Consider the following 24,584-nt stretch of genomic DNA (forward strand, 5'->3'; position numbering starts at 1 on the left):
CCGCGCGAGCCGCGCTCGGCCCGGTTTCAGCCCTGTCCGGGCCGTGCCGGTGCCACCGGGGAGCGCCGCGGCGCCCGCGGCGAGCCGGCATCCGCCTCTGGCGGTGCGCTCGCCACCCCCGGGCCGCGGCGCTTCGGCGCGGGGGCCTGCTCCGGCGCACCGGGGCCGGCCGGGCCGTAATCCGACACCGGCGCCCCCGCCTCCTCCGCCGCCGCGAGGATCACCGGGTCGATCTCCGCCGGCGCCACGGCATCCTGCGCCCGCTCGGAGGCCGGCCCCTCGCCGGCCGGCCCCACCTCGGGATCGGCAGCGGCGAGCAGGGTGTCGACCACCGTCAGCGGGTTGGCATTGTCGTGCTTGATCCGGCTGACCTGCGCGCGCAGCACCGCATGCATCTCCTCCGGGTCCAGCGGCCGGTCGCGGAAGCCCGACACGGTGACCAGCACCAGCTTGCCGCGGATATCCATGAAGCCCCGCCAGAATTCCGGCGAGAGCAGCGCCAGACCGCCCTCATGGGTGTCGTGCACATGCACGAAGAGCGCGCCATCGGCCTCGATCACGTCGACGATCTCGACCGTATCGCCGGAGCCGTTGCGCCCGAGCAGCGCCAGCCCCTTCTCGCCGGTGAGGAAGTTGCGCAGCTGGAGCATCGCGGTGCCGGTGCCGGCGCCGCCCGCCGGATCGCCGGAGATCGCCACCGTCACGAGCCCCGGAAAGGCCGGCGGCACCTCCACCCGGTCGGCCCCCGGCGCGGCGGCCGCGGCGGTCTCGGTCACGCAATCCGCCACCACCGCGAAGACGCCGGTCTCCGAGGCGCTGAAGGTGCCGCTGGTCAGGCAGAGCCCCTCGACCGGCTCGATGGCGATCAGCGCGTCGCCGGCGCGGACGATCGCCCGCTGCGGCCCGGTCTCGACGAAGCGGTAGGGCACCCGCGTCCGCTCGAGCTCGTCATCGCGGTCGCTGAGGCCGCGCTCGAGCTGCAGGCAGCCCGAGAGCAGCATCGCCGCCAGGAGGGCGGACGGCATGGCCGGAGGGCATGTGCGAAACGCCAAAACCCCGGCCTCAGCCCGACTCAGATATCGGCATAGACATGGCGCTCGCCCGCCTGGCCCGGATGCGTCACCGCGCCGTCGCAGGTGCGGCCGACGAGCTGGGCATATTTCCAGAGCGCACCGGCACCATACTGGGTCTCGCGCGGGCCCGGCCAGTCCTTGGCGCGGGCCTTCAGCTCCTTGGCGGTGAGCTTCACCTTGATCGTGCCCTTCCTGGCATCGATCTGGATGATGTCGCCGTTCTGCAGCAGCCCGATCGGCCCGCCGGCCGCCGCCTCCGGCCCGACATGGCCGATGCAGAAGCCCCGGGTCGCGCCGGAGAACCGCCCGTCGGTGATCAGCGCCACCTTGGAGCCCATGCCCTGGCCCGAGATCGCCGCCGTGGTGGCAAGCATCTCGCGCATCCCCGGGCCGCCCCGCGGCCCCTCGTTGCGGATCACCAGCACCTCGCCGGCCTCATAGTCGCGCGCCTGCACGGCGGCGAAGGCCTCCTCCTCCGATTCGAAGACCCGCGCCGGCCCCTCGAACTTCAGCTTCTTCAGCCCGGCCACCTTCACGATGGCGCCCTCGGGCGCGAGGTTGCCCTTGAGGCCCACGACACCGCCGGTGGCCGAGAGCGGCTTGTCGACCGGGTGGATGATCCGCCCGTCCGCCTCGCCGGCGATGTCGGCCAGCGATTCGCCGAGGGTGCGGCCATCGGCGGTGACGCAGTCCTCGTGCAGGTAGCCGCCGCGGGCGAGCTCCTTCATCACCACCGCGATGCCGCCGACCTCCCAGAGATCCTTGGCGACATAGCGCCCGCCCGGCTTCAGATCGACGAAATAGGGCGTCTCCTTGAAGATCTCGCAGACATCCTCGAGGCCGAACTCGATCCCCGCCTCGTGGGCGATCGCCGGCAGGTGCAGGCCGGCATTGGTGCTGCCGCCGGTGCAGGCGACGACGCGGGCCGCGTTCTCGAGGCTCTTGCGGGTCACCACGTCGCGCGCCCGGATGCCCCGGGCGAGCAGGTTCATCACCGCGCGCCCGCTGGCCTCGGCGAAGGAGTCGCGGCTCTCGTAGGGCGCCGGCGCGCCGGCCGAGTTCATCAGCGCCAGCCCGATCGCCTCGGAGACGCAGGCCATGGTGTTGGCGGTGAACTGCCCGCCGCAGGCCCCCGCCGAGGGGCAGGCGACGCGCTCGAGCACCGCCAGCGCCTCGTCCGAGAGCGAGCCGGCCTGGTTCCGCCCCACCGCCTCGAACATGTCCTGCACGGTGAGATCGCGGTTGCGGAAATCCTCCGGCACGCTGTCGCCATGCGGCGCCCGCCCCGGCAGGATCGACCCGCCATAGAGGAAGACCGAGGGCACGTTGAGCCGCACCATGGCCATCATCATGCCCGGCAGGCTCTTGTCGCAGCCGGCGAGGCCGACCAGCGCGTCATAGGCGTGGCCGCGCATGGTGAGCTCCACCGTGTCGGCGATGGCCTCGCGGCTGACCAGCGAGGAGCGCATGCCCTCATGGCCCATGGCGATGCCGTCGGTCACCGTGATGGTGGTGAACTCGCGCGGCGTGCCGGCGGCTTCCTTGACACCGAGCTTCACCGCCTGGGCCTGGCGGCTCAGGGCGATGTTGCAGGGCGCGGCCTCGTTCCAGCAGGTCGCGACGCCGACGAAGGGGCGATGGATCTCCGCATCCGTCAGCCCCATGGCGTAGTAGTAGGACCGATGCGGCGCCCGCGCGGGGCCCTCGGTCACGTGGCGGCTCGGCAGCCTCGATTTGTCGAAGGTCTTGGCGTCCATCCCCATCTCCCCCGCTTTGTTTTTGTCGGACGATTCACATCCGCGGGAGCCTAGTCCCTCCGCCGGGCCGATGCCAGTGGCTCCGGTGGCGGCGCGCCGCCCTGCCTGAGCCTCCCGGAAAGACCATGAATTTCAACCATAAGGAGAGTTTTTCAGTTTTGGAATTCGATTCCATTATATCGTTAACCATTTAGTAACCATTTTCGGTTACTGGGAACAGTTTTCGTTAGTACGCGAATGAACTAAACGAAACTTGAAGTAATTTAGTCTCGAATGAAGGTTCGACTTTTGCTACAACCTAGGTGTGTGGAGGCTACGGTTGATTCTCGTGGCTTCCGGTGGGTGGTTGTGGTTTCCAGTTCGAGACCGTCGTTCTACGCGCGCATCCATAGGTTGCCGGGGCGCGCGGGATCGGGACCGCCCGTGTGGAAGATGCGCCGCCGTCTGGCGGTGCCTGACGAGGTGGCCGCCGACGATGCCGCGGCCGGGTGAGGGAGATTGATCGATGGGCCAGTTTGACCTGAAGAAGAACGCGATTCGCTGGGGCGCTGCCGCGGCCCTCACCTGCCTGCCGATGACCGCCTCCGGCGCCGTCATTGGCGAGAGCTTCGATTTCAGCGGCGAGATCCTCGGGCTCGACATCTCGGTGTTGCCGGTTATCGGCCTGCCGCTTCCCTCGCTCGATATCGACGCCACCGTGGGCGTCGGCGGCAGCGGTACCGCTACGGCGGGCGTCGACGACCCGGCCGATGCGGAGTTCGCCTTCGTGGCGGTCAGCGCGCCCCTGCTGGGCTTCCCGCTCGCCGAGGTCTCGCTTGGCGTGATCGGCGTCGACTGGATCGACGCCGACAGCTTCGACCTGGTCTTCGACCTCACGACGACCGTCTCGGCTCTTGGCCTCGACATCGCGAGCGTCTCCGTGACCGCGGTCGAGACGATCAACTGGACGATCAGCAATATCGGCGACGGCACCATGCCGATCGAGTCGATCGTGTTCAACGGGGCGGCGTCGAGCGCCCTGCTCACCGGCACTTCGCCCGACACGCTCGAAATCACCGATGGCGGCTTCGGCCTCGACATTGCCTACAACAACCTGATCGCCGCCGGCGTCGGGATCGACATCTTCGACCAGCCGCAGCCGGTTCGCGCCCGCTTCGACATCACCACCGGCACGCTGGACAGCGACGTTCCCCTGCCGGCCGCCTTCTGGATGATGCTGGCCGGCGTCGGCGGTCTCGGCGCGCTCCGGGCGCGCCGCCGCGCCGCGGCCTGAACCGCGCCACCCAAGCGCGCAGCGAGGGCCTCGAACACCGAGGCCCTCGCAATTCCGCCCCCGGATCGCTACCTTTGAGGGCAGAAGGGCGGCCGCCCGCCGCCCGCAAGGAAGGGAGGCAGAGATGAGCAAGTCCAAGCTCGACCATGCCGAGCCCGGCGCCGAGGAAAGCCGGGTTCGCGAGTTCACCCGCATCGAGCGGGAAAACGCGCCGGACACGTCGGACCCGAAGATCATGGCCATGACCAAGGCGAAGAAGGCCATGCCGATGGACTTCTCCGAGGCAAAGACCGCGCGCGACACGGAATGACCCCAGTTGCCGCCCCGGCCGCAGACCCGGCCGGGGCGGCGTTTCGGCACTATCTCGACATGGCGGCGGGCCGTCCCGGATCGTGGCGGCCCGCCGTCGGCGTTCTGGCGGTGCTCGCGGGCTGGCTGATCGTCGGAACCGTGCTCTCGGCGGCGACGGGAGGGCTCGCGCTCCGCGGCGGCAGCCCCGCCGGCGTCGCGCTCCTTCTCGGCAGCTTCGGCGGCATCTGGCTCGGCCTGGCGGTGGCGCTCAGGGCGCTGCACGGGCGCGGGCTGGCGAGCCTCTGGGGCGGGGCGGCCGGGCGGCGCTGGCGCGGGCTTGCCCTCGGCGCCGGGATCGGCGCGGGGCTCCATGCGGCGACGGCGCTGCTGGCGCTGCCGCTGGCCGGCCTGCCCGGGCGGAGCGCGCTGGCGCTGGCCGACTGGGCGGCCTGGCTGCCGCTTCTGGCGCTTGGCGTGGCGTTGCAGGCGGGCGCCGAGGAGGCGGTCTTCCGGGGCTATCTGGTTCAGGAGATCGGCCGGCGGCTGCGCCATCCGCTGGCCTGGGCGGTGCTGCCCTCGGCGCTGTTCGGGGCGCTGCACTACGCGCCGCATCTGCCGGGCTGGAGCGCGCTCGCCTATGTCGCGGTGAGCTTCCTCTTCGGGCTCTCGGCGAGCCTGCTGGTCTGGCGTTTTGGCGGGCTGGCAGCGGCCTTCGGCCTGCATGCCGCAATCAATTTCCTGGGGCTCACGGTGGCCGGGCTCGACGGTGTCGCGGCCGGCGCGCAGCTCTGGCTCTATGACGCCGGACGGGCCGAGGCGCTGCTGGCGGCGGATCTCGTGGTCTCCGCCGCCCTGCTCGGGGGGCTCTGGTGGTGCCTCGGCCCTGCCGCTTCCCGCCGCGCGGCGGCGTGAGGGCGGGCGCCGCGGCCCGCCCGGGCGGCGTCAGCCGAGCTCGCCCACCAGCGTCAGCGCCGCGGCCAGCCGCTGCCGCTCGCCCTCCGCCACCGCGAGGCGGTCGCGCTGCTTGGTGATCTCCTCCTCCGGCGCCTTGGCGAGGAACTTCTCGTTGCCGAGCTTGGCGTTGAGCTGCTTCAGCTCCTTGTCGAGCCTGGCCACCGCCTTGCCCAGCCGGGCGGTCTCGGCGGCGACGTCGATCACCCCGGCGAGCGGCAGCGAGAGCGTGCAGTCGTCCATCGCCACGGTGACCGCGCCCTTCGGCGGCTGCGGCGCCTCGGAGATCCCCTCGATCCGCGCCAGCCGCTCGATCAGCTCGCGGTTCCGCTCGATCCGCGCCATCACCTCGGCGCCGTGGCCCGAGACCACCAGCGCCAGCTTGGCGCCGCCGGGCACGTTCATCTCGGCCCGCACCGAGCGGATCTGCTCGATGGCGCGGATCACCCAGCGCAGCTCGCGCTCGGCCTCCGGGTCGGAGAACGCCGCGTCGAGCGCCGGCCAGTCGGTGTGAATCAGCGGCTTGGGCCGCCCCCCTGCCCCGGCGGCGAGCTGCTGCCAGATCTCCTCGGTGATGAAGGGCATCAACGGGTGCAGCAGGATCAGGCACTGGTCGAGCGCCCAGGCCATGCAGGCGCGCGTCTCCGCCTGCTGCGGGTGACCGTCGGCCAGCAGCGGCTTGGCGAACTCGACATACCAGTCGCAGACCACGCCCCAGACATGGGCATAGAGCCCGTTCGCGGCGTCGTTGAAGCGGTAGGCGCCAAGCGCCTCGTCGGTCGCCTGCGCGATCTTCCGGGTCTCGCCGAGGATCCAGCGGTTGACCGGATGCGAGGCTTCCGGCCGCACCGCGCCGGGCTCGGGGCGGTAGCCTTCATAGCACCCGTTCGCCTCGGCGAAGCGGGCGGCGTTCCAGAGCTTGGTGCCGAAGTTGCGCCCGCCCTCGACCTGCGTCTTCGCCAGCCGGAGCTGCCGGCGGCCCTGCACCTCCTGGCTCGCCAGCGTGAAGCGCAGCGCATCGGCACCGAACTCGTCGATCAGCTCGAGCGGATCGATGATGTTACCGAGCGACTTCGACATCTTCTTGCCGTTCTGGTCGACCACGATCGAGTTGATGTAGACGCTGTGGAACGGCACCTCGGGCCGGCCCTCGCCGTCGCGCATGAACTCGAGCCCCATCATCATCATCCGGGCGACCCAGAAGAAGATGATGTCGAAGCCGGTGATCAGCACATCGGTCTTGTAGTAATGCGCGAGCTCCGGCGTCTCGTCCGGCCAGCCGAGCGTCGAGAACGGCCAGAGCGCCGAGGAGAACCAGGTGTCGAGCACGTCCGGGTCGCGGGTGAGATCGACCGCCTCGCCGTAATGCGCCGCCGCCGCCTCGGCCGCCTCGGCCTCGGTCTCGGCGCAGAAGGGCGTGCCGTCCGGCCCGTACCAGACCGGAACCTGGTGGCCCCACCAGAGCTGGCGCGAGATGCACCAGGGCTCGATGTTCTCCATCCAGTTGTAGTAGGTCTTGTCCCAGTTCGGCGGCACGAAGCGGGTGTCGCCGCCGCGCACGGCCGCCACCGCGGGGCCCGCGAGCTTCGCCGCGTCGCAGAACCACTGGTCGGTGAGATAGGGCTCGATGGCGACCTTCGAACGGTCGCCATGCGGCACCAGATGGGGGTGGTCGTCCTCGCCGTCGAGCCAGCCCTCGGCCTCGGCGATGCGCAGCACCCGCAGGCGCGCCTCGTAGCGGTCGAGCCCGTGCAGGGTCATGCATTCCGGCGCCGGCTGGCAGCCCTCGAGGAAATCCGGGTTGCCCTCGAGCCAGATCGCCGCCTTGGTGGTCATCACGTTGATGACGCGCAGGCCGCAGCGCTTGCCGACCTCGAAATCGTTGAAATCGTGCGCCGGGGTGATCTTGACCGCGCCGGTGCCCTGCTCCGGGTCGGCATATTCGTCCGCCACGATCGGGATGCGGCGGCCGACCATCGGCAGGATCACCTCGCTGCCCACCAGATGGGCATAGCGCTGGTCCTCGGGATGCACCGCGACGCCGGTATCGCCGAGCATGGTCTCGGGCCGGGTGGTGGCGACCGTGATGTAGTTCCGCGTCTCGAAGGCGGTGGGCTTGCCCTCCTCGTCCCATGCCACCGGCGCCTCGTAGGTCGCGCCATCGGCCAGGGCATAGTTGAAGCGCCAGAGCTTGCCGCCGTCCTTCTTCGGGCGGATCTCGACCTGCTCGACCTCGAGATCCGAGATCGCCGTCTCGAAATGCGGGTCCCAGTTCACCAGCCGCTTGTCGCGATAGATCAGCCCCTTGCGGTAGAGCTGCACGAAGACGCGGAGCACGGCGCGGGACAGCCGCTCGCTCATGGTGAACTCGGTGCGCGACCAGTCGCAGGAGGCGCCGAGGCGCTTGAGCTGGCCGAGGATGGTGGCCTCCGACTCGGCCTTCTGCTGCCAGACCCGCTCGACGAAGCGCGCGCGGCCCATGTCGCGGCGGCTCTCGTTGCCCTCGGCGGCCAGCGCCCGCTCCACCACCATCTGCGTCGCGATGCCGGCATGGTCGGTGCCGGGCTGCCAGAGCGTGTCGAAACCACGCATCCGGTGCCAGCGGATCAGGATGTCCTGCAGCGTGTTGTTGAGCGCGTGGCCCATATGCAGCGAGCCGGTCACGTTGGGCGGCGGGATCACGATGGTGAAGGTCTCGGCGCCGGGGCGCGCATTGGCGCCGGCAGCAAAGGCGCCGGCGCTTTCCCAGTCGGCATAGATGCGGGGCTCGGCCGCGGCCGCGTCGAAGGTCTTGTCCATGGTGCTCGCCTGTGCGCTCGCTCTCGGTGGAGAGGGCGTCATAGCCCGTGCGGCGCCGGCGGAAAAGTCCGCCGGGCAAAATTCCGCAGGGCGTGTGTGGGGGGCGCCGGCGGCCCGGCGCCCGGGATCAGCCGCGCTCGGCGAGGAGGCGGGTGACCTCCGCCTGGATCAGCTTCTGCACGTTGCGGCTGATGTTCTTGCCGGTCTCGCCCATCAGCTCCTCGCGGACGACGCTGCGCATCTCCTCCTGGCGTTCGCTGGCGGCGGCGGCCTCGGCATCGGCGCGGGCGGCCTCCTCGGTCTCGCGCAGCACCTCGAGCTCCTCGCGCACGATGCGGCGGATCATGTCCTCGAGCGCGGCCTCGTCGATCACCACCGCCTCGTCGTCATCGTCCTCGCCCAGCGAATAGGGCTCCGGCGCGTCCTCGGCCGGCACGGCTTCGGCGGCGCCGGGCATCGCCTCGGGCTGCGGCGCCGGCCCGCCGATGCGGGTCCGCTCGTCGCGCTCGGCGAGCTTGGTGAAATCGACGCGCATGTTCGGCGTGAGCGAGAGCGGGTCGGGCTCGCCGGCAGGGCTCTCGGGCGCCGCGGCCTGCGGCCTGCCCTCGGAGATCGGGGCGCCGAGGGTCATCGGCCCGCTGTCCTCTGCGGGATCGCGATCGGGCATGTCGTCGTATCCCTCTTTCTTCTCGCTGCCGATGATCCTGCGGATCGACGACAGCACGTCGTCCATGGATTTGCGATTGCCGCCGCTGCTGCTCATGTTGTTGGCCTCATGTCTCGATCAACCGGGCTCGGACCGGAGCACGCGCCCATCCGGAGACACTATTTCACATCTCACGGGCGATAGGAAAGCGACCAAACCGTATCGTCGGAGGGATCGTAGCCGAAATTCCGGTCCCGCACGCTCGCATAATAGCTGCCGGCATCCGGCGGGGCGCCGATGTCGAGCCCGAGATGCGCCACCGTCAGCAGGCCGAGGCTGGCGAGCAGGCGGTAGGCGGCGACGTATTCGTCGCGCTGGGCGCTGATCAGGCCGACCTTCGCGTCGAGCACGTCGGCCTCGGCGTCGAGCACGTCGAGCGTGGTCCGGGCGCCGACCTTGGCCTCCTCGGTCACACCCTCGAAGGCGAGCTGGGCGGCGTGCACCTCGAGCCGGCCGGCCTCGATCGAGGCCCGTGCCACCTCCAGCGTCGACCAGGCGACGCCGGTGTTGCGGATCGCGTCGCGCAGGGTGGCGATGATGCTGGCCTCGGCGCCGGCAACCGCCGCCTGCGCCTCGCGCACCGCCGAGTAGTTGGCGCCGCCGGAATAGAACGGGATCGTCACGAAGACGCCGACATTGGCCGAGCGGCTGCTGCCGAGCCCGTCGCGGACCTCGTCGGTCTGCGAGAGCTGGCCCTGCAGGCTGATCTGCGGCAGCAGCGCGCCGATCGCCGCCTTCACGTCGAAGCCGCTGGCCTCGCGCTCGATCCGGGCGGCGCGCAGGTTGGGCTCGTTGCGCAGCGCGAGCTGCACCGCGGCGTCGAGGCTCTCCGGCAGGTCGGGCAGCGGCGGCGGCGGCAGGAGCTCGCCCGGCGGCCGGCCGACGAACTCGGCAAAGGTCTCGCGGCTGTTGCGCAGCTGGCCCTCGGCAGCGGCGAGGTTGGAGCGCGCGGCGGCGAGCGCGGCACGGGCCTGCTCGACATCCGTCCGGGTCACCTCGCCGACCTCGAAGCGCTCGCGCGCGGCGCGGAGCTGCTCGCTCAGCACGCGGACGTTGTTCTGCGCCACGTCGAGCAGGAAGCCGTCGCGGCGCACGTCGAGAAAGGCGATGGCAGCATCGAGCAGGAGCTGCTGCTCGGTCGCCGTCAGCACCACCTCCTGGCTGGTCAGCCGGCGCTCGGCGGCGGTGGTGGCGTTCTCGACCTGGCCGCCGGTGTAGAGCGGCTGCACCGCGGTCAGCGAGAGCGTGGTGGGAAAGGTCCAGGTGTTGCCGTTGCCGCTGTCGAAGGGCCCCTCGTCGATGCCGATCTCGACGCCGATCTGGCCGGTCACGCTGACCCGGCCCTGCGCCGCGGCCTGCACCGCGTTCTCGGCGGCAATCCGGATATTGGCCCGCTGCGAGGCCATCTCGGGGCTGTTGAGATAGGCCTCGACCATCACGTCCGCCAGGCTCTCGCCGGCCCGCACCGGGCTCATGGCCGAGAGCACCGCCGCCATCGCGAGGCCGAGCACCGAGCCGGACACCCTGACCGCGCGGCCCCCAAAGCGAAGCGTTTTCATCTCTCTCGTTCCCTCACACTGCTCGCACCGCCTGTGGCGCGTCATCTTTCCGGCCACCTCGCCGGCGCGATCAGAACACGAAGGCCGGAGGGCGCTCGAAGCCCGGCAGAATGGCGCCGGTCGCGTCGAACATGTACCGCTCCGACACGGCATTGCCGCTGCGCACCAGCAGCCGGCACTGCGAGACGCCGTTGTCGGCGAAGATCGCCACCAGCCGCCCGCCGTCGCGGAGCTGGTCGGTCAGCCCGTCCGGCAGGGTCTCGACCGCGCCGTTGAAGAAGATCACGTCGAAGGGCGCGTGGTCGGCATCGCCCTTCGCCGGGTCGCCCTGGCTCACCACGGCATTGTGCACCTCGAGGCCGGCCAGCAGTTCCTGCGCCTGTTTCGCGAAGGTCTCGTCGGGTTCCACCGCCACCACCGCCTCGGCCATGCGGGCGATCAGCGCGGTGGAATAGCCGGTGGCCGGGCCGATCTCGAGCACCAGGTCACCGGGCAGGATCGCCGCCGTCTCCAGCATCTTGGCCAGAACCCTCGGCTCGAGCATCACCCGCCCCTCGCCGAGATCGATCTCGGTGCCGGCATAGGCAACGGGCCGCTTGTGGCGCGGGACGAAGTTCTCGCGGGGGGCCCAGAGCATCGCCTCGATGATGGCATAGCGGGTCACATCGGCCGGCCGGACCTGACAGTCGACCATGGCCTCACGCGCAGCAGCGAAATCCGTCATCACGTCCGTCCGCTTCCGATTTCCACGACAGGGCCAAGGCTTGCCACAGAAGCCGGGGAGGCGCAACTGACACGAGCGCCGCTGCCGGGTGCGGGCGGGGCGCGGGCGGGCCCGGGCAGGCACCGGCGGGCCGGGCCGCAGAGATCGCGCCGACGCGGCTTGCCAGCGCCGCGGCTTGCCGCTATTTGAGCGGACAGCGGCGACGTGGCGGAGTGGTTACGCAGCGGACTGCAAATCCGTGTACGCCGGTTCGATTCCGGCCGTCGCCTCCATCCTCCCGGCACTAGCGACCGACAGGGAACGCCAATTCCGCATAGCGTGCCGCGGGTTCCGCCATGCGATCGGGCATGGGTGCGCGGCCCGCCGGGCCATTCCTCCGGGCGAGCCGCACCCCTCAGCCAGTTTCGCGAACGCAATGCCCGCTGCTGCGTCCGGCCTTCCCGCCGGGCGACCGCGTTCGCGCCCGCTTCCGCCGGCCCGGCGCTCGGCGACCCTGCATGCGCCATTTCGCGCGGAGCGGGAAATTTGTCTGCGCGATCCGGGCCGGTTCTTGTTACCCTGCGTTCGCTGCCGGCTCCTGCCATCCATCGGGGGTAACAGCCAAAAAATGACTCACGCATGAGGAGACAGTCGCAGTGCGCATCAGCAGGAACAACCGGGCCGCCACGGGCGTGCCCCGCCGGGGGATCTGGCAGACACTCACCCTTGATCTGAAAACCGTACTGGCCTGTCTCGCGCTGCCGCTCCTGCTCGGCGCCTGCGGCGCGGGGGTGATCCGCACGCCGGTCCCCAACGATCTGGTCGAGAGCGTCAAGCCCTTCGGCAAGCCCGGCATGCGGGAATGGGGCGACACCCTCTCGCAGGCCGATATCGAGGAGATCATCGCGGCCCGCGTGCCGGTGATGAAGCGGCTCTACGCGCCCGAGATCGCCGCCGGGCGCATCCCGGTGCAGCATTTCCTCGCGCTTTCCGGCGGCGGGCAGTGGGGGGCCTTCGGCGCCGGCATCCTCGGCGCCTGGTCGGAGAGCGGCACGCGGCCCGAGTTCACCGGCGTCTCCGGCGTCTCCACCGGGGCGATCATCGCGCCCTTCGCCTTCCTCGGGGCGGACTACGACGCGACGCTGCTGGAGATCTACTCGACCTACAAGACCGCGCAGCTCGTCGAATCGACGCTGATCTCGGGGCTGCTCTCGGGCACCGCGCTGGCCGACACCACGCCGCTGGCCAGGGTGATCGCGAAATACGTCACCCCGGAGCTGCTCGAGAAGATCGCCGCCGAGCACCGCAAGGGCCGGCTGCTCTTCATCGGCACCACCAATCTCGACGCCGGCCGCCCGATGATCTGGAACATCGGCGCAATTGCCAATTCCGGCGAACCCGGCGCGCTGGAGCTGGTGCGCAAGCTGATCCGGGCCTCCTCGGCGATTCCGGTGGCCTTCCCGCCGATGTTCGTCGAGGTGCAGGGGCCGGACGGCAAGAGCTATGACGAGATGCACGTGGATGGCGGCGCCTCCTCGCAGGTCACCTTCGTCTCCCCCGACCTGCCGATCGCCGAGGCCACGCGCCGGGTGCTCGGCACCAATCTCGACCGCCGGCTCTGGGTGATCGTCAACAACGACCTCGAGCCGCCGCACCAGATCGTGAAGCCCCGGATCGCCGATATCGGCGGCGCGGCGGTGAGCTCGCTGATCCGCGGCAGCGGCACCGGCGACGTCTACCGCCTCTTTGCCATCGCCGAGCGCGACGAGATCGCGTTCAACGTGACCTGGATCCCCTCGGACATCCCCTGTCCCGCGCCGACCGAGGATTTCGACACGGTCTTCATGACCTGCCTCTACCAGGCCGGCGGCGATCTCTTCCGCAAGGGCAACCTGTGGCGCAATACCCCGCCCTTCTTCGCCCGGCCCGAAGACCTGCCCGCAATCCTGCCCGAGAAGGGGTGAGACCATGACCGAGACGCTGACCGCCCGCCGCCTTCCCTCTCTCGCCACGGCCGGGCTGGCCGCGGCCCTTGCGCTCGCGGCGCCCGGCGATGCGCCGCGCGCCGACGGGCTGATCCCGCTCGAGGACGACGGCTGGCGCTTCGTCATCGCGCCCTATGCCTTCCTGCCGCTGCTCACCGATGTCGAGAGCGGCCTCGGCGGCGTCAGCACCGAGGCGACGATCTGGATGGACGACCTGCTGGAGAACCTCAACATGGCCTTCGCCGGCCGCGGCGAGGCCTGGTACGACCGCTTCGGCGTCACCGTCGACGGCTACTATGCGAGCCTCGACGGCGGCGGCAGATCCTCGCTCGGGCCGGGGCCGTTCACGCTGAATGCGGACATCGAGTCGGACCAGTCCTATGTCACCTTCCTCGGCGGCTACCGGGTGCTCCAGACCGAGTGGCAGCCCGGGCGCGGGCTCGCCGTCGACCTGATGGCCGGCGCGCGCTGGAACCGGCTGGTGCAGGATGTCGACTTCCGCCTCAGCGCCGGGGTCGGGCCGGGGCGGGTGCGCAGCATCGGCGGCAATGCGGTCTGGTGGGAGCCGGTGATCGGCGCGCGCATCGGCGCCGCGGTGGCGGAGGACTGGACCCTCGGCATGCGCGCCGAGTTCGGCGGCTTCGGCGCCGGCGGCGACAACCTGCAATGGCACGTGCTGCTGGGCGCCGACTACGCGATCACGGAGTCGATCTCGCTGCGGGCCGGCTGGCAGTTCTACGGCATCGACTTCGAGGCCGACGCCAAGCTCGGCCGCTTCCGGCTGAACCTGTTCCAGACCGGCCCCTATCTCGCCGCCGCGTTCCGGTTCTGAGGGCCATCGACCCGTCACACCCCGATCATGAGAAGGGAGACAAGGCCATGATCCCCACCGTCAGACGCGCCCTTGCCGGCTCGGCGATCCTTGCCCTCGCCGCGGCCTTCCCGGCGGCGGCCCAGCAGGATGGCGGCGATGCCGGCTCGCTGACCAGCGGAAAGCTCGCGCCGCTCTATGGCAAGCCGGTCTACTCGCCCTATGCCGACCGGCAGTTCCCCACCCGGCCCTTCTTCGGCGACACCCATCTGCACACCGCCTATTCGATGGATGCCGGCGCTGCCGGCGCGCGGCTCTCCCCCGCCGATGCCTACCGTTTCGCGAGCGGCGAGCAGATCACCTCCTCGACCGGGCAGCCGGTCAAGCTCTCGCGCCCGCTCGACTTCCTCGTGGTGGCCGACCATTCCGACAACATGGGCTTCTTCCCCAAGCTGCTGGCGGGCGATCCGGCGATGCTGGCCGACCCCACCGGCAGGAAATGGTACAACCTCATCAAGTCCGGCAAGGGCATGGAGGCCGCGCTCGACATCATCAACACCTTCTCGGCCGGCCAGTTCCCGCCGAAGCTGCTCTCGATGCCCGGCACCAGGAGCTATGCCTCGGCCTGGCAGACCACGATCAAGGCCGCCGAGGATGCCAACGATCCCGGCACCTTCACCGCCTTCATCGGCTATGAGTGGACCTCCAACACTGGCGGCAACAACCTGCACCGCAACGTGATCTACCGCGACGGCGGCGATCTGGCGCGGCAGGTCGAGCCGATGGTGACGCTCAAGCCCTATGGCAGCGACGATCCGCGCGCGCTCTGGAAATGGCTGGAGGCCTACGAGGCCAAGACCGGCGGCGACGTGCTGGCGATCGCGCATAACGGCAATCTCAGCAACGGGCGCATGTTCCCCTGGGTCGAGTCCTTCACCGGCAAGCCGATCGACGCCGCCTATGCCGAGGGCCGCGCGCGCTGGGAGCCGCTCTACGAGGCGACCCAGACCAAGGGCGACGGCGAGACCCACCCCTTCCTCTCGCCGAACGACGAGTTCGCCGACTTCGAGTCCTGGGACAAGGGCAACCTCAACCTCACCGAGGCCAAGACCGATGCCATGCTGGAGTTCGAATATGTCCGCTCGGCGCTCAAGAACGGCCTCAAGTTCGCGCCCGAACTCGGCACCAACCCCTACAAGTTCGGCCTGATCGGCTCGACCGACGCGCATACCGGCCTGCCCGCCGTGGCCGAGGAGAACTTCTTCGGCAAGGTCTCGAGCATGGAGCCGAACCCGGACCGCACCAAGCGCCCCTTCATGCAGCATGGCGACCTGAAGATCATGGAATGGGAGGTCGGCGCCGCCGGCTATGCCGCGGTCTGGGCCACCGAGAACACCCGCGCCGCGATCTTCGACGCGATGGAACGGCGCGAGACCTATGCCACCACCGGCTCGCGGATGGTGGTGCGCTTCTTCGGCGGCTGGGATTTCGTGCCGGCGGATGCCGAGAGCCGGCTGCCGGCGGATGCGGGCTATACCAGGGGCGTGCCGATGGGCGGCGATCTGGCGCCGGGGCCGGAGGGCCGCGCGCCGAGCTTCCTCGTGGCGGCGCTGCGCGACCCGATCGGCGCCAATCTCGACCGGATCCAGATCGTCAAGGGCTGGCTCGACAGCACCGGCGAGACCCACGAGACGGTGCATGACGTGGCCTGGAGCGATGCCGACAGCCGCCAGCCCGGCGCCGACGGCAAGCTGCCGCCGGTCGGCAGCACGGTCGATGTGGCCGCGGCGACCTGGACCAACACCATCGGCGAGCCGGAGCTCATCACCGTCTGGACCGATCCGGATTTCGACCCCGCGCAGCCGGCCTTCTACTATGTCCGCGTGCTGGAGATCCCGACCCCGCGCTGGACCGCCCACGACGCGAAGTTCTACGGGCTGACGCTGGGCCCGGAGGTACGCACCACGATCCAGGAGCGCGCCTACACCTCGCCGATCTGGTACACTCCCGGCTGATCGCCCGGACCGGAAGAGCCGCATGACCGGGGCCGCCCGATGACGAGGCTGCGAACCGGAACGGGGGCCGGGATCGGGGCCGCGGCCCTGCTGCTGGGGGCCCTGGTGCTGGCGGCGCTGCTGCTGGCCCTGCCCGGCGCCCGGCCGGCCGGGGCGCAGGCCGCCGCGCCCGCCCTCGCGATCGAGGCGGCGCGCACCGACAGCCCGCGCGCGACGCTTGCCAGCTTCCTGAGCATGCGCAGCCGCATGGCGGCGGCGCTCACCGATTATGCCACGACCCGGGACCGGCGCACCGCCGCGCGCATCGGCGTGCTCTCCGAGGAGTGGCGTTCGCTGATCGACCTCTCGGAGGTGCCGCGGGCCGCCCGGCTCTATACCGGCGGCGAGACCGGGGCCCATCTCATCGACATCTTCAACCGCATCGGCTGGCCCGATCCGGCGCTCGCCCCGGATGCCTCGGCGGTGCCGGCGGACGGCCCGGCCTCCTATGCGATCCCCGGCACGCCCTTCCGCATCCGCCGCATGGAGACCGGGAGCCAGGCCGGCGAGTTCCTGTTCGACCGCCGCACGGTGGACCTGGCATCGCGGGTCTACGGCAGCGTCGAGCATTTGCCGCCGGTGCATGCCGGCGAGATCCGCGACTGGATCGACATCACGCGCCAGCTCACCGGCCCGATGATCCCCTCCGGCCTGATCGCCGCGATGCCGCCGCCGCTGCGCCAGCCGCTCGCCGGCACGCCGCGCTGGAAGGTGCTGGCGGTGCTCGCGGCGGCCGCGGTCGCGGCGCTGCTGCTGCTGCTCTGGCACCGCCTGGTGACGCCGCGCGACGCGGCGATCCGGCAGCGCGCGCTGTGGCGGCGGCTGCTGAGCCCGCTGGCGATCATCGGCGCGGTGATCCTGCTGCACGGGTTCTTCACCTTCCAGATCAACATCGCGGGCAGTTTCGCGCGGGGGGTCGGCGTCGTCCGCACGGTGCTGCTCTACGGCGCGCTCACCTGGGCCTTCTGGCTCTTCGCCCGGGCGCTGCTCGAGGCGATGATCGTCAGCCCGCGCCTCTCCGACCAGAGCCTCGATGCCAACATGCTGCGCCTGCTGGCGCGGATCGTCGGGGTGATCGGCGGCATCGTGCTGCTGGCCAATGGCGCGCAGGATCTCGGCCTGCCGGTGTTCAGCATCCTCGCCGGGCTCGGCATCGGCGGCATCGCCATCGCGCTGGCGATCCGCCCGACGCTGGAGAACCTGATCGGCGGCTTCATCCTCTATCTCGACCGGCCGATCCGGGTGGGCGACTTCTGCAGCTTCGGCAACCACAGCGGCACGGTGGAGGCGATCGGCGTGCGCTCGACCCAGGTCCGCGCGCTCGACCGCACGCTGATCTCGATCCCCAACGCGCAGTTCGCCGACATGCAGCTCGTCAACTGGGCGCGCTGCGACACCATGCTGATCCAGGAGGTGCTCGGCCTGCGCTACGAGACCGGCCACGACCAGCTGCGCTATGTGCTGGCGAAGATCCGCGAGATGGCACATGCCCATCCCCGGATCGAGGGCGACACGATCCGCGTGCGGCTCGTTTCCTTCGGTGCCAGCTCGCTCGACATCGAGCTCCGCGTCTATGCCGAAACCCGTGAATGGAACGACTATTACGCGATCAAGGAGGATATCCTGCTGCGCATCCGCGAGATCGTGGAGGCGGCGGGCACCGGCTTCGCCTTTCCGACGCAGACGCTGCATCTCGGGCGCGACACCGGGCTCGACGCGGCGCGTGCGGCGGCGGCGGAGCGGCAGGTCGGCGCCTGGCGGCGCTCCGGGCGGCTGCCGTTCCCGCGCTTCGACGCGGCGACGGTGGCGGGGCTCGCCGGCAGCCTCGCCTATCCGCCGCCGGGCTCGCCCGAGGCGCGCGGCGATGCCGCCCCCGGGGCCGGCGGCGCCGAGGAGCGCCTCTCGGCCGCGCCCGCGCCGCCGGAGCCGGCCGATCCGCCGGCCGGGGACGAGCCAGGCGCGCCGGACGACGGCACGACGCGGCATGGCTGAGCGCGCCCGTTCCTGCATGGGTTCCGCCGCGGGGCCGGCGGCCGCCACCCGCCAGCTTGTGCATTTGTCCATAGCGGACGCCGCCCGGGCCGCACCACCGCGCCCCGACCTGCCGGCGCCGGCACAGACACCGGCAAGGGGGTCATCAAATTTACATCGAATGAACTTACAAGCAGACTAGGCGTCAGCCGCCGCCCGCACCGCGCTGCGGGCGCACCGGCCGGCATCGACATGTGCACAACCAAACCCAATGACAGGGGGACACCATGATCATCGACCGCCGCTCGATCCTGAAGATGACCACCGCCGCCGTCGCCGCCCCGGCAATCCTGCGCGCCCATGACGCGCTGGCGAGTTCCGGCACGGTCAAGGTCTTCGCATGGCAGGACTACATCCAGCCGAACATCGCCGAGAAGTTCCAGAACGACACCGGCATCACCCTCGAGCTGACCACCTTCGGCTCCAACGACGAGGCCGAATCGACCGTCAAGGCGAATGGCGGCAAGGGCTTCGACCTGGTGTTCCCCTCGATCACCAACTCCACCAACTATATCGACGGGGATGGCGAGACCTATTTCGCCGAGGTCCCGGCCGATGTGAACACCGGCGCCGTGATCCCCTCCTTCCTGCGCGATTCGGCCACCCTGGGCGGCCAGTTCAACGGCAAGCAGATCCTGCTGCCCTTCGACTGGGGCACCGAGGGCGTGACGCTGAACCGCGGCGCCCTCGACATCGCCGATGCCGACATCTCGTTCGGCGATCTCTGGCGCCCGGAAGCCGCCGGCAAGGCCGCCTTCCGCCAGAAATCGGTCATCATGGGCACCGGCCTCTATCTCGACGCCATCGGCGAGGTGCCGTCGAACCGCATGCTCGACGTCTACAAGTCCGAGGACGACGCCCGCCGGGTCTGGGGCGCGGTCACCAAGTGGATGCTGGAGCGCAAGGAGAATTTCGGCGCCTTCTGGAACAACGCCACCGAGGCGACCTCGGCCTTCAAGGAGGCCGGCTGCGTCATCGGCCAGACCTGGGACACCACCGGGCTGCTGCTCAACCGCGAGGATGCGAGCTACGTCTACCGCGCGCCGAAGGAGGGCATCATCACCTGGCTCGACAGCTTCGGCATCCTGCGCGAGTCGGAGAACAAGGAGCAGGCGGTGGCCTTCATGAACTTCATGCTGCAGCCCGAGGTCGGCGGCATGTTCGCCAACAACACCGGCTACAACTCGGCCGTGGCGGGCAGCGCGGAATATGCCTCCGAGGAGTTCAAGCGCCAGTTCAACGAGGTCTACACCCCGGAGGTTCTCTCCAACATGTGGTGGTGGCAGGCCGACACGCCGTTCTTCGCGCCGATCCGCAACGAGTTCGTCGAGATCATCACCAACGCCTGATCGGGCGGACCGGCTGCCCGGCGCCCCGCATCCCGCGGGGCGCCGCCTTCGGGAAAGGGAGACCCATGCACGGCAAGGATGTCGTTCTCGACGGCATGTCGATCACCTATCCCAACGGCTTCACCGCGGTGCAGCCGACCGACCTGACGATCAGGGCCGGCGAGTTCTTCTCGATCCTCGGCCCCTCGGGCTGCGGCAAGACCACGATCCTGCGCGCCATCTCGGGCTTCGTGGAGCCGAGCGCGGGCCGCGTGCTGATCGGCGGCGAGGACCAGCGCGGCCGCGGCGCCAACGAGCGGCCGACGGCGCTGATCTTCCAGAACCTCGCGCTGTTCCCGCTGATGAGCATCTGGGAGAACGTGGCCTTCGGGCTGGAGGCGCGCGGCGTGACGCGCCGGCGCCGGCGCGCGCGGGCGATGGAGCTGCTCGAGCTCGTCGCGCTTACCGGCCACGAGGGCAAGAAGCCGACCGAGCTCTCCGGCGGGCAGCGCCAGCGCGTGGCGATCGCCCGCGCGCTCGCGGTGGAGCCGGCGGTGCTGCTGCTCGACGAGCCGCTCTCGGCGCTCGATCTGAAGCTGCGCCAGCACATGCGCGCCGAGCTGCGCACGATCCAGCAGAAGACCGGCGTCACCTTCATCTACATCACCCACGACCAGGGCGAGGCGCTGACCATGTCGGACCGCATCGCGGTGATGAATGCCGGGGTGATCGAGCAGGTCGGCACCGGCGACCAGGTCTATTCCGAGCCGGAAACCGCCTTCGTGGCGAGCTTTGTCGGCGAGGCCAACGTCTTCCGCGGCACCGTTGCCGGGCTCGAGAACGGCATGGCGCTGGTCGAGACGCCGCATGGCCGCTTTCTCGGGCGCAACCCGCGCGGGCTGGCCGAGGGCGCGCCGGCGATGCTCTTCGTGCGGCCGGAGAACATGGGCTTTTCCGGCAGCATGGCGGCGCAGGTCGATGGCCGCGGCGACGGCAGCTATGGCAACGAGCTCGAGGCCGAGCTCGAGCGGCGCGACCTCGAGGGCCCATTCGTCAACCTGGTGATGCGCGCGGGCGACCGGCAGATCGCCATGCATGTGCGCAACGAGGGCGGCGATCCGCCCTCCGGACGCCAGCGGATCGGCTTTCCCTGCGAGCGCGCGGTCGTGCTGCCCGAGGGCGAGCTGGCCCGCACCGGAAGCGAGATGGCCGAGGCATGAGAGCGCTCGTCCAGACCTATGGCCGCGGGCTGGTCGCGGCCTTCGTGCTGGCGGTGGCGGCCTGGGCGCTGGTGCTGATCGCCTTCCCGCAGCTCACCATGCTCGACAAGTCGCTGCGCGCGCCGGGCCGGGCTCTCGACAGCTCGGTGGCGGCGACCGTGATCCGCGATGCGCGGACCTGCCAGGCGGTGCTGAAGAACTACCTGCCGAGCGACGAGGCGCCGGCCGCCCCGGCCACGGAGGACGGCGGGCTGGCAATCCCCTCCGCCGGGGGCATGGCAGTACCGAGCGCCGGGGGCATGGCGGTGCCGAGCGCCGGGGGCATGGCGGTGCCCTCCCTCGGCGGCACGCCGAAACGGGCGACCCGGCCCTACATCCTGCAATGCGACCGAACCACCACCGAGACCACCTTCGTGCGCGACCTCGATGCCGCGCGCGAGACGCTGGTCTCCGCCTATGGGCTGCCGGTGCTCGATGTCGACGACAGCCTGCCCGTCGCGGAGCAGATCGAGGCGGCGCAGGCGGTGATCGACGCGGTCACGCCGCTGCATGCGCGGCTGCTCGAGGACGAGGCCGGCGCGTTCCCCTGGACCACGACCAATTTCGAGGTCCTGATCGCCGCCCGCCCGATCCCGATGAGCGAGACCACCAAGGCCATCGAGGATGCGCGGCTCTCCAACCAGTTCTTCGACCTGATCGGCCTGCGCTTCGAGAAGGACGGCGTGACCCATGTCCGGCTCACCCTCGTCACGCTGTTCCGCACGCTGTTCTTCGCGGTGCTGGCGACGGCGCTGTCGCTGGTGGTCTGCTACCCGATCGCCTTCAACCTCGCGCTCAACTCGGGCCCGCGCAAGGCGGTCTGGCTGTTCCTCGCGCTGGTGATCCCCTATGCCATCGTGGAGCTGATGCGGGTCTATGCCTGGGTCTCGCTGATCGAGACGCGCGGGCTGATCAACCACATGCTCGACTGGATCGGGCTGATCGACCTCGAGGCCGACGAGGCGATCCCGTTCAAGCGCTCGCCGATCACCGTCTTCGTGGTGATCGTCTACACCTACATCCTCTTCATGGTGTTCCCGATGGTGAACGTCATGTCGACGCTGGATCGGAACCAGCTCGAGGCCGGGCGCGATCTCGGCGCCTCGACCTGGCGGCTGCACAGGCGGATCATCATCCCGCACGCCAAGCCGGGCATCGCGGTGGGCTGCATCACCACCTTCATGCTGGCGGCCGGGGCCTTCTCGGTGCCGCGGATCATCAGCCGCGGGCTGCAGTCGGAATGGTTCTCGCAGACCATCTACAACAAGTTCTTCGAGAGCGAGAACTCGAATGTGGGCGCGGCCTACAGCTTCGCCTTCACCATCCTCTGCTTCGGCATCGTGGCGCTCTTCATGTGGCTGATGCGAGCGCGGCTGAAGGACTTCGTGCGGGCATGAGAAACGCGGCCTCCCATCTGCTGAGCCTCTACACCTGGGCCTTCCTGCTGTTCATGTTCGCGCCGCTGATCCTGATGGTGGTGGCCTCGGTCAACGACATCTCGCCGCCCTCGGTGACCGAATGGCGCGGCACCACGGGCAAGTGGTATGCCTTCTTCTGGATGGAGGACGCCGAGCTGCGCGCCGATCCGGTGCTGCGCGCGCTCGACCGCGACCGCTTCGTCGGCTGCTTCGAGAACTCGCTGGTGGTCGCCGCCGTGGTGGTGCCGCTGGCGCTGCTGCTCGGGCTCGCCGGGGCGGTGATGCTGACCCGCTGGCGCTCGCGCTACAACGGCTTTCTCTGGTGGGTGCTGCTCTCGCCGATGCTGGCGCCGGGGATCGTGCTCGGCCTCTCGGCGCTGGTGTTCTGGGGCAGCGTCGGCATGGATGCCGGGCTCTTCACCATCGTGATGGCGCAGGTGACCTTCATCGCCGGCTATCCGATGCTGATCCTGATGGCGCGGCTGCAGCGCCAGCCGGTGGAGTTCGAGGAGGCGGCGCTCGATCTCGGCGCCTCGCCCTTCCGGGTGTTCCGCCGCATCACCCTGCCCTTCCTGGCGCCGGCGCTGATCTCCGCCGCGGTGATCGCCTTCATGGCCTCCATGGAGAACTACAACACGACGATGTTCGCCAAGGGCGGGACCTGCACCTTCGCCACCGAGATCGGCGCCATGGCCCGCAACCCCAACGGCCACCCGCCGGTGATCAACGCCGTCGGCACGATCATCATCGCGATCACCGTGACGGCGGCGCTGGTGCACACCTTCCTGCTGCGGCGCGAGGAGACGCGCTGAGCCCGGCTGGCCTTCGCGCGCCGCCGGTGGCAGGCTCGGGCCGGGCGGAACCGCCGTCCGCAAGGGGAGCGCCCATGGCACAGCAAGGCGAGATCGGCCCCGCCGCGCCGTTCTTCATCGTGACCGACCTTTCGGCCGCGCTCGCGCATTATGTCGGCGGGCTCGGCTTCGCCTGCCTGGTGTCGGCGCCGGACGAGGCCCCCTTCTTCGCCATGGTCGGGCGCGGCGCGGCGCGGCTGATGCTGAAGCAGGTGGCGCCGGACCTGCGGCCGGTGCCGAACCCGAGCCTGCATCCCTGGGCGCCCTGGGACGCCTTCATCTTCTCCGCCGAACCCGATGACCTGGCAGCGGAATTCGCCGCGCGCGGCGTCGCCCTGGCCGGCGGGCCCGCGACCCGCGACGACGGGCTGCGCGGCTTCGAGGTGGCCGACCCGGACGGCCATGTCCTGTTCTTCGGACGCCCGGTCTGATGCCGGTCCGGATCGTCGCCCGCTGCCATCCCGCGCTGGAGCCGCTGCTGCCGAAGCCGGTGCCCGCCGGCGCCGCCCTGCCCGACTGGCTGCGCGAGATGCCCTCGGAGGCCGAGAGCCCCGCCCTCGGCGGCGCCCGGGTGCGCACGCTCAAGCACTGCCCGCCGCTGATCGACGCGCTCGGCCTCGGCCTGCTGATGCCGCTCGCCGCCGATCTCGAGATCACCGCGGAGGGCATCTCCTGGGACTGGTCGCCGCCGGTGATCCCGGACCAGCTGCTCTCCCGCGCGCCGGTCGGCGTGCATGTGCCGGAGCAGGCAAGCGGCGCGCCGCTGCGCCTCGAAGGCCGCGCGGCGATCAAGTTCATGAACTTCTGGACGCTTTCCGTTCCAGAGGGTTGGTCGCTCCTCTTCACCCACCCTCTCAACCGTGAGGACCTGCCCTTCCGCAGCCTCTCCGGGGTGGTGGACTGCGACGCCTTCGCCGATGGCTATGTGCATTTCGCGGCGATCTGGAGCGATCCCGGCTTTCGCGGGCGGCTGCCGGCGGGCACGCCGGTGGTGCAGGCGATCCCGGTGCCGCGCGGCGCGGCGGAGCTGGAGACCGGCACCCTCGACGAGGCCGGTGCGGCGGCGAGCCGCGCCGTGCAGGAAGCGCTGCAGGCCGGGCCCGGGGTCTATCGCAAGCGCTTCCGTCAGCGCCGCGGCTGAGCCCCGCCCGCCGGCAGCACGAAGGGCAGATGCCCGCGCCCGGCATGGGTCACCGCCTGCAGCGACGCCGGGCCGGGATGCGCCTCGAGCAGCGCCCGCGTCTCCGCCGGCCCGGCCTGCCCGAGCTCCGCCGCCGCACGATAGGCCCCCGCCGCGGCCTCGGGATCGCCCGGCCCGAGCCGCGCCCAGGCCTCCGCCGCCCGCTGCCACTGCCCGAGGCGCAGCGCGAGCCGCCCGAGATTGCGCCAGGCGTCGGCATCGCCCGGATCGGCCGCCGCAGCACGCGCGAAGGCCTCCGCCGCGCCCGGAAGATCGCCGGTTTCCAGCATCCAGCGGCCGAGCTCGAACCAGGCGACCGCGTAGTCCGGCGCGCGCTCCACCGCCCGGCGCAGCCAAGTCCCCGCCTGCGCCCCCTTGCCGGCCGCCTCGAGCACCTTGGCGAGGTTGTAGAAGACCGGCGCCGGCGCGCCCTTCGCCGCCGCGGCACGGCGCAGCAGGCGCTCTGCCGCCGGCCAGTCCCCGGCCGCGACCAGCGCTGGCAGCGCCTGCAGCGCCTTCGCCGCGATGCCCGCGCCGGTCATCGGGCCCGCTATG

At 70.6% G+C, this 24,584-nt stretch carries 20 protein-coding genes and 1 tRNA gene; 14 read left to right on the forward strand and 7 right to left on the reverse strand.

Annotated elements, in window-relative coordinates:
- Positions 1–26: 26 nt before the first annotated feature.
- Positions 27–1,025 carry a hypothetical protein gene (locus tag QSJ97_RS13975; protein ID WP_285672393.1) on the reverse strand — a complete coding sequence of 333 codons (999 nt, stop codon included), beginning with the start codon at positions 1,023–1,025 and terminating at the stop codon, positions 27–29.
- A gap of 47 nt (positions 1,026–1,072) precedes the next feature.
- Positions 1,073–2,830: a dihydroxy-acid dehydratase gene (gene ilvD, locus QSJ97_RS13980; protein WP_285672394.1), complete on the reverse strand. Its 1,758-nt coding sequence runs from the start codon at positions 2,828–2,830 to the stop codon at positions 1,073–1,075.
- Between the two features lie 505 nt (positions 2,831–3,335).
- On the opposite strand from ilvD, the gene QSJ97_RS13985 reads away from it, so the two are divergent.
- The 3 genes from QSJ97_RS13985 to QSJ97_RS13995 all read left to right on the forward strand — a co-directional run bounded on the left by QSJ97_RS13985 (position 3,336) and on the right by QSJ97_RS13995 (position 5,306).
- The gene (locus QSJ97_RS13985; RefSeq protein ID WP_285672395.1) at positions 3,336–4,103 is read left to right on the forward strand and encodes a VPLPA-CTERM sorting domain-containing protein; all 768 of its coding nucleotides are present in this window, start codon (positions 3,336–3,338) and stop codon (positions 4,101–4,103) included.
- A 124-nt stretch (positions 4,104–4,227) separates the two neighbouring features.
- Positions 4,228–4,413 (forward strand): hypothetical protein, encoded by a 186-nt coding sequence (locus tag QSJ97_RS13990; protein ID WP_285672396.1) that lies wholly within the window; start codon positions 4,228–4,230, stop codon positions 4,411–4,413.
- Complete coding sequence (locus QSJ97_RS13995) at positions 4,410–5,306, forward strand: CPBP family intramembrane glutamic endopeptidase (RefSeq protein ID WP_285672397.1); 897 nt, start codon at positions 4,410–4,412, stop codon at positions 5,304–5,306. The genes QSJ97_RS13990 and QSJ97_RS13995 overlap by 4 nt, the downstream gene beginning before the upstream one ends.
- Positions 5,307–5,336: 30 nt before the next feature.
- On the opposite strand, the gene QSJ97_RS14000 is transcribed toward QSJ97_RS13995, so the two are convergent.
- From QSJ97_RS14000 to QSJ97_RS14015, 4 genes are all read right to left on the reverse strand, one after another.
- Positions 5,337–8,144 carry a valine--tRNA ligase gene (locus QSJ97_RS14000; protein ID WP_285672398.1) on the reverse strand — a complete coding sequence of 936 codons (2,808 nt, stop codon included), beginning with the start codon at positions 8,142–8,144 and terminating at the stop codon, positions 5,337–5,339.
- Between the two features lie 127 nt (positions 8,145–8,271).
- Positions 8,272–8,907: a hypothetical protein gene (locus QSJ97_RS14005; RefSeq protein WP_285672399.1), complete on the reverse strand. Its 636-nt coding sequence runs from the start codon at positions 8,905–8,907 to the stop codon at positions 8,272–8,274.
- Positions 8,908–8,981: 74 nt separating this feature from the next.
- The gene (locus QSJ97_RS14010) at positions 8,982–10,409 is read right to left on the reverse strand and encodes a TolC family outer membrane protein (RefSeq protein ID WP_285672400.1); all 1,428 of its coding nucleotides are present in this window, start codon (positions 10,407–10,409) and stop codon (positions 8,982–8,984) included.
- 70 nt (positions 10,410–10,479) lie between these two features.
- Positions 10,480–11,133, reverse strand: coding sequence for a protein-L-isoaspartate O-methyltransferase family protein (locus QSJ97_RS14015; protein ID WP_285672401.1), 654 nt, complete (start codon positions 11,131–11,133; stop codon positions 10,480–10,482).
- A gap of 198 nt (positions 11,134–11,331) precedes the next feature.
- Here QSJ97_RS14015 and QSJ97_RS14020 point away from each other — a divergent pair.
- The 11 genes from QSJ97_RS14020 (at position 11,332) to QSJ97_RS14070 (ending at position 23,990) form a co-directional block, all read left to right on the forward strand.
- Positions 11,332–11,405: transfer RNA gene (locus tag QSJ97_RS14020), tRNA-Cys, on the forward strand.
- Between the two features lie 363 nt (positions 11,406–11,768).
- Entirely contained in the window at positions 11,769–13,076 is a 1,308-nt protein-coding gene (locus tag QSJ97_RS14025; protein ID WP_285672402.1) for a patatin-like phospholipase family protein, read from the forward strand.
- 4 nt (positions 13,077–13,080) lie between these two features.
- Positions 13,081–13,929: a hypothetical protein gene (locus QSJ97_RS14030; RefSeq protein ID WP_285672403.1), complete on the forward strand. Its 849-nt coding sequence runs from the start codon at positions 13,081–13,083 to the stop codon at positions 13,927–13,929.
- 47 nt (positions 13,930–13,976) lie between these two features.
- Complete coding sequence (locus QSJ97_RS14035; protein WP_285672404.1) at positions 13,977–15,923, forward strand: DUF3604 domain-containing protein; 1,947 nt, start codon at positions 13,977–13,979, stop codon at positions 15,921–15,923.
- A gap of 39 nt (positions 15,924–15,962) precedes the next feature.
- Positions 15,963–17,954, forward strand: a complete 1,992-nt coding sequence (locus tag QSJ97_RS14040) for a mechanosensitive ion channel family protein (protein WP_285672405.1) — start codon at positions 15,963–15,965, stop codon at positions 17,952–17,954.
- A gap of 266 nt (positions 17,955–18,220) precedes the next feature.
- On the forward strand, positions 18,221–19,342 hold the full coding sequence (locus QSJ97_RS14045; RefSeq protein ID WP_285672406.1) for an extracellular solute-binding protein: 1,122 nt from the start codon (positions 18,221–18,223) through the stop codon (positions 19,340–19,342).
- 65 nt (positions 19,343–19,407) lie between these two features.
- Positions 19,408–20,541, forward strand: a complete 1,134-nt coding sequence (locus QSJ97_RS14050; protein WP_285672407.1) for an ABC transporter ATP-binding protein — start codon at positions 19,408–19,410, stop codon at positions 20,539–20,541.
- The gene (locus QSJ97_RS14055) at positions 20,538–21,977 is read left to right on the forward strand and encodes an ABC transporter permease (protein WP_285672408.1); all 1,440 of its coding nucleotides are present in this window, start codon (positions 20,538–20,540) and stop codon (positions 21,975–21,977) included. Before QSJ97_RS14050 ends, QSJ97_RS14055 begins: the two co-directional genes overlap by 4 nt.
- Entirely contained in the window at positions 21,974–22,810 is an 837-nt protein-coding gene (locus tag QSJ97_RS14060) for an ABC transporter permease (protein ID WP_285672409.1), read from the forward strand. The genes QSJ97_RS14055 and QSJ97_RS14060 overlap by 4 nt, the downstream gene beginning before the upstream one ends.
- Positions 22,811–22,884: 74 nt before the next feature.
- Positions 22,885–23,280, forward strand: coding sequence for a VOC family protein (locus QSJ97_RS14065; RefSeq protein WP_285672410.1), 396 nt, complete (start codon positions 22,885–22,887; stop codon positions 23,278–23,280).
- Positions 23,280–23,990 (forward strand): hypothetical protein, encoded by a 711-nt coding sequence (locus QSJ97_RS14070; RefSeq protein WP_285672411.1) that lies wholly within the window; start codon positions 23,280–23,282, stop codon positions 23,988–23,990. Before QSJ97_RS14065 ends, QSJ97_RS14070 begins: the two co-directional genes overlap by 1 nt.
- Here QSJ97_RS14070 and QSJ97_RS14075 read toward each other — a convergent pair.
- The coding region (locus QSJ97_RS14075; RefSeq protein ID WP_285672412.1) for a tetratricopeptide repeat protein at positions 23,975–24,584 on the reverse strand (610 nt) is incomplete at its 5' end. The genes QSJ97_RS14070 and QSJ97_RS14075 overlap by 16 nt on opposite strands.

Source organism: Paralimibaculum aggregatum, assembly GCF_030270585.1.
Classification (GTDB): domain Bacteria; phylum Pseudomonadota; class Alphaproteobacteria; order Rhodobacterales; family Rhodobacteraceae; genus Thermohalobaculum; species Thermohalobaculum aggregatum.